The 4,358-nt window shown below is 70.4% G+C and carries 4 protein-coding genes and 1 pseudogene; all 5 read left to right on the top strand.

What is annotated here, in order from left to right; genetic code table 11:
- Positions 1 to 213 (top strand): annotated as a pseudogene (locus ACIRPX_RS45785) (3D-(3,5/4)-trihydroxycyclohexane-1,2-dione acylhydrolase (decyclizing)); the annotation flags it as partial.
- Positions 214 to 243: 30 nt separating this feature from the next.
- Positions 244 to 1,737: a CoA-acylating methylmalonate-semialdehyde dehydrogenase gene (locus ACIRPX_RS45780; RefSeq protein ID WP_404206112.1), complete on the top strand. Its 1,494-nt coding sequence runs from the start codon at positions 244 to 246 to the stop codon at positions 1,735 to 1,737.
- Positions 1,738 to 1,766: 29 nt separating this feature from the next.
- Complete coding sequence (locus tag ACIRPX_RS45775) at positions 1,767 to 2,717, top strand: TIM barrel protein (protein ID WP_404206111.1); 951 nt, start codon at positions 1,767 to 1,769, stop codon at positions 2,715 to 2,717.
- Between the two features lie 9 nt (positions 2,718 to 2,726).
- The gene (locus ACIRPX_RS45770) at positions 2,727 to 4,160 is read left to right on the top strand and encodes a sugar porter family MFS transporter (protein WP_404206110.1); all 1,434 of its coding nucleotides are present in this window, start codon (positions 2,727 to 2,729) and stop codon (positions 4,158 to 4,160) included.
- A gap of 22 nt (positions 4,161 to 4,182) precedes the next feature.
- Positions 4,183 to 4,358 (top strand): Gfo/Idh/MocA family oxidoreductase (locus tag ACIRPX_RS45765; RefSeq protein WP_404206113.1); only part of this gene is annotated, 176 nt, incomplete at its 3' end.

Below are 4,358 nucleotides of genomic sequence, written 5' to 3'. Positions count from 1 at the left end.
ACCTCCGTGGACGAGTTCCGCACGGCGATGGAGAAGGCCAAGGCCGCCTCCCGCACCACCGTCGTGCACGTCGAGACCGACCTGTACGGCCCCAATCCGCCCGGCCACGGCTGGTGGGACGTCCCGGTCGGCCAGACCTCCGCCCTGGACAGCACCCGGGCCGCCTACGAGACCTACGCCGCCCGCAAGCAGACCCAGCGCCACTACCTGTAAGGCCCCGTCCCCGCAAAGGAAATCGTCACCGTGACCACCATCCAGCACTGGATCAACGGCTCCCCGACCCAGGGCGCCACCACCACCCAGCCGGTGTTCAACCCGGCGACCGGTGCCGAGCAGGCCCAGGTCGTCCTCGGCGGCGCGGCCGAGGTCGACGCCGCCGTCCAGGCCGCCGCCACGGCGTTCGAGACGTGGTCGGAGTCCTCCCTCACCCAGCGCACCCAGGTCATGTTCGCCTTCCGCCAGCTTCTCGTGGAACACGAGGAGGAGCTGGGCCGGATCATCTCCGCCGAGCACGGCAAGACCGTCGACGACGCCCGCGGCGAGATCGCCCGCGGCCGCGAGGTCGTCGAGTTCGCCTGCGGCCTCGGAGACGTCCTGAAGGGCTCCTTCTCCGATCAGGTCTCCCGCGGCATCGACGTGCACAACTTCCGTCAGGCGCTGGGCGTCGTCGCGGGCATCACCCCGTTCAACTTCCCCGCGATGGTGCCGCTGTGGATGCACCCGATCGCCATCGCCACCGGCAACACCTTCGTCCTCAAGCCGTCCGAGCGCGACCCCTCCGCCGCCAACTTCGTCGCCGGGCTGTACAAGAAGGCGGGCCTGCCCGACGGCGTGTTCAACGTCGTCCACGGCGGCAAGGACGCGGTCGACGCGATCCTCATCCACCCCGGCGTCCAGGCCGTCTCCTTCGTCGGCTCCACCCCGATCGCCAAGTACGTCCACGAGCGGGCCACCGCGCACGGCAAGCGCGTCCAGGCCCTCGGCGGCGCCAAGAACCACGCCGTCGTCCTGCCCGACGCCGACCTGGAGTTCGCCGCCGACCACATCACCGCCGGCGCCTACGGCTCCGCCGGCGAACGCTGCATGGCCCTGTCCGTCGCCGTCGCCGTCGGCGACGCCGCCGACGGCCTCGTGGAGATCCTCAAGCGCAAGGCAGGCGAGGTGAAGGTCGGCGCCGGCGACGCCCCCGACACCGAGATGGGCCCCCTGGTCACCAAGGCCGCCCAGGAACGCATCGAAAACGCCGTCGGAGTCGCCCAGGCGCAGGGCGCCACCGTCGTCGTCGACGGCCGCGGCCTGAAGGTCGAGGGCCACGAGGACGGCTTCTTCACCGGCCCCTCCCTCCTCGACCACGTCACCACCGAGATGGACGCCTACCAGGAGGAGCTGTTCGGCCCGGTCCTCGCCATCGTCCGCGCAGACAGCCTCGACCAGGCCATCGACCTGATCAACGCCAACCCCTACGGCAACGGCACTGCCCTGTTCACCGGTTCCGGCGAGGCCGCCCGCCGCTTCCAGCGGGGCGTCCACGTCGGCATGATCGGCGTCAACGTCCCCGTGCCGGTCCCGATGTCGTACTACTCCTTCGGCGGCTGGAAGGACTCCCTCATCGGCGACAACCCCATCCACGGCCCCGAGGGCATCCGGTTCTACACCCGCCCCAAGGTCGTCACCACCCGCTGGCCCCGGCCCAGGCAGCAGGTCGCCGCAGGCTTCAACTTCCCCACCTCCAACTGAGCCCCTCGCCTACCCTCAAGGAGACCGCCATGGCAACGGCGCCATCCCCCCTCCGCACCACCGCCGGCAACCTCTGCCTGGGCTCCGCCCCCGACTCCTGGGGCATCTGGTTCCCCGAGGACGAGCGGCAGGTGTCGTACACCCGCTTCCTCGACGAGCTCGCACAGGCCGGTTACGAGTGGTTGGAGCTCGGTCCGTACGGCTACCTCCCCACCGATCCGCAGCGGCTGAAGGCGGAACTCGACGCCCGCGGACTGCAGGTCTCCGGCGGCACCGCCTTCGGCGCGCTGCACCGGCCCGAGGTCTGGGAGGAGATGCTCGCCCATGTCAGGCAGGTCGCCACGCTGACGCGGGCCGCGGGCGCGCACCACCTCGTCCTCATCCCGCCGATGTACCGGGACGAGAAGACCGGCGCCTTCACCGAGTCGCCCGAGCTGACCGCCGAGCAGTGGGCGGGCTTCGGAAAGGCCGCCGACCGGCTGGGCAAGCTGCTGCTCGACGAGTACGACGTACGGCTCGTCCTCCACCCGCACGCCGACAGCCACATCCAGACACAGCCGGAGATCGAGCGGCTGCTGAACGAGTCCGACAGCCGGTACACCAACCTCTGCCTGGACACCGGGCACGTGGCGTACGGCGGTGGCGACAACCTCGACCTGATCCGCCGGTTCGGCGAGCGCGTCGGCTACGTCCACATCAAGCAGATGGACCCCGAGATCCTCGCCCAGGTCGCAGCCGAGGACCTGTCCTTCGGTGAGGCCGTCAAGCGTGGCGTGTGCGTGTCGCCGCCCGCCGGTGTACCGAATCCGGCCGACGTGGTCGCCGAGCTGGCCGGGCTCGACGCCGAGCTGTTCGTGATCGTCGAGCAGGACCTGTACCCGTGCGCGCCCGAGGTGCCGCTGCCCATCGCGGTGAGCACCCGCGAACACCTGGCGGGCTGCGGACTCTCGGGTACCCGGCGCCCGACCGGCGACCGCTAGGAGGTGCCCATGGACGTCAGGGACGACACTTCCCGGGCATCGGCCAGGCCCGCGCCCCGCACGCACGCCCCGTCGCCCGCGGTCTCCCGCCGGCTGCGGCTGATCACCGTCGTCGCCACCTTCGGCGGACTGCTCTTCGGCTACGACACGGGGGTCATCAACGGCGCCCTGCCGTACATGAGCGAGGACCTCGGCCTGACCCCGGTCACCGAGGGCATGGTCACCAGCTCGCTGCTGCTCGGCGCGGCACTCGGCGCGGTCGCCGGCGGCCGGCTCTCGGACGCGCGCGGCAGGCGCCGTACGATCCTCGCCCTCGCGGTGCTGTTCTTCATCGGAGCGCTCGGCGCGACCCTCGCGCCCACGACCGTGGCGATGATCGCGGCCCGCTTCGTGCTGGGTCTCGCGGTCGGCGGCGCCTCGGTGACCGTGCCGGTCTACCTCGCGGAGATCTCCCCCGCCGAGCGGCGCGGCGCGCTGGTCACGCGCAACGAACTGATGATCGTCAGCGGGCAGTTGCTGGCCTTCACGTCCAACGCGGTCATCGCGAACGTGGGAGGCGAGTCCGGCGGCGTCTGGCGCTGGATGCTGGTCATCGCGACCGTTCCCGCGGTCGTGCTCTGGTTCGGCATGCTGGTGATGCCGGAGAGCCCTCGCTGGCTGGCCTCCAACACCCGTTTCCACGAGGCCCTGGACGTTCTCAGGCAGGTCCGCTCCGAGCAGCGTGCCGAGGCCGAGCTGAGCGAGGTCTCCGCGCTCGCGGTGCGGGAGGAGCAGGAGAGGCTCGGCGGCTGGCAGGACATGCGCTCGACGCCGTGGGTGCGCAAGCTGATGCTGGTGGGCTTCGGCATCGCGATCGTGCAGCAGATCACCGGCGTCAACACGATCATGTACTACGGCACCCAGATCCTGACCGACGCGGGCTTCGCCGCCGACAGCGCGCTGACCGCGAACATCGCCAACGGCGTGATCTCGGTGCTGGCCACCTTCGTCGGCATCTGGCTGCTGGGCCGCGCACCCCGGCGCCCGATGCTCATGACCGGTCAGATCGGCACCACCACGGCCCTGTTGCTGATCGGCGTCTTCTCGCTGGTGCTGCCGTCGGGCGACGGCCGGGCCTATGCGGTACTCGCCATGACCGTGACCTTCCTGGCCTTCCAGCAGGGCGCCATCTCGCCGGTGACCTGGCTGATGCTCTCGGAGATCTTCCCGATGCGGATGCGCGGCTTCGGGATGGGAGTCGCGGCGGTCGTGCTGTGGCTCACCAACTTCGTGATCGGGCTGGTCTTCCCGTCCCTGGTGTCCGGCATCGGCATCTCGAACACCTTCTTCCTGTTCGTGGTGGCGGGGATCTTCTCCCTCACCTTCGTGAAGCTCTACGTCCCCGAGACCAAGGGCCGCACCCTCGAAACCCTGGAAGCCGAACTCCGGGCCCGTTTCTCCTGATTCCCCCTTCGAAGGAATGACCATGACTGTTCGAGTAGGAGTGATCGGCGCCGGCTGGATCGGCAAGGAGCACATCCGGCGCCTCACCCACACCGTCACCGGTGCCCGGGTCACCGCGGTCACCGACATCGACCCGGCGCGTGCCGCCGAGGCCGCCGAGCCGGTCGGCGCACGGGTGCTGCCCGACGGCGCCGCCGT

It is taken from the genome of Streptomyces sp. NPDC101225, assembly GCF_044767585.1.
Lineage (GTDB): Bacteria > Actinomycetota > Actinomycetes > Streptomycetales > Streptomycetaceae > Streptomyces.
The sequence above is the reverse complement of the archived record's forward strand: the minus strand, read 5'-3'. Positions and strand labels throughout refer to the sequence as shown.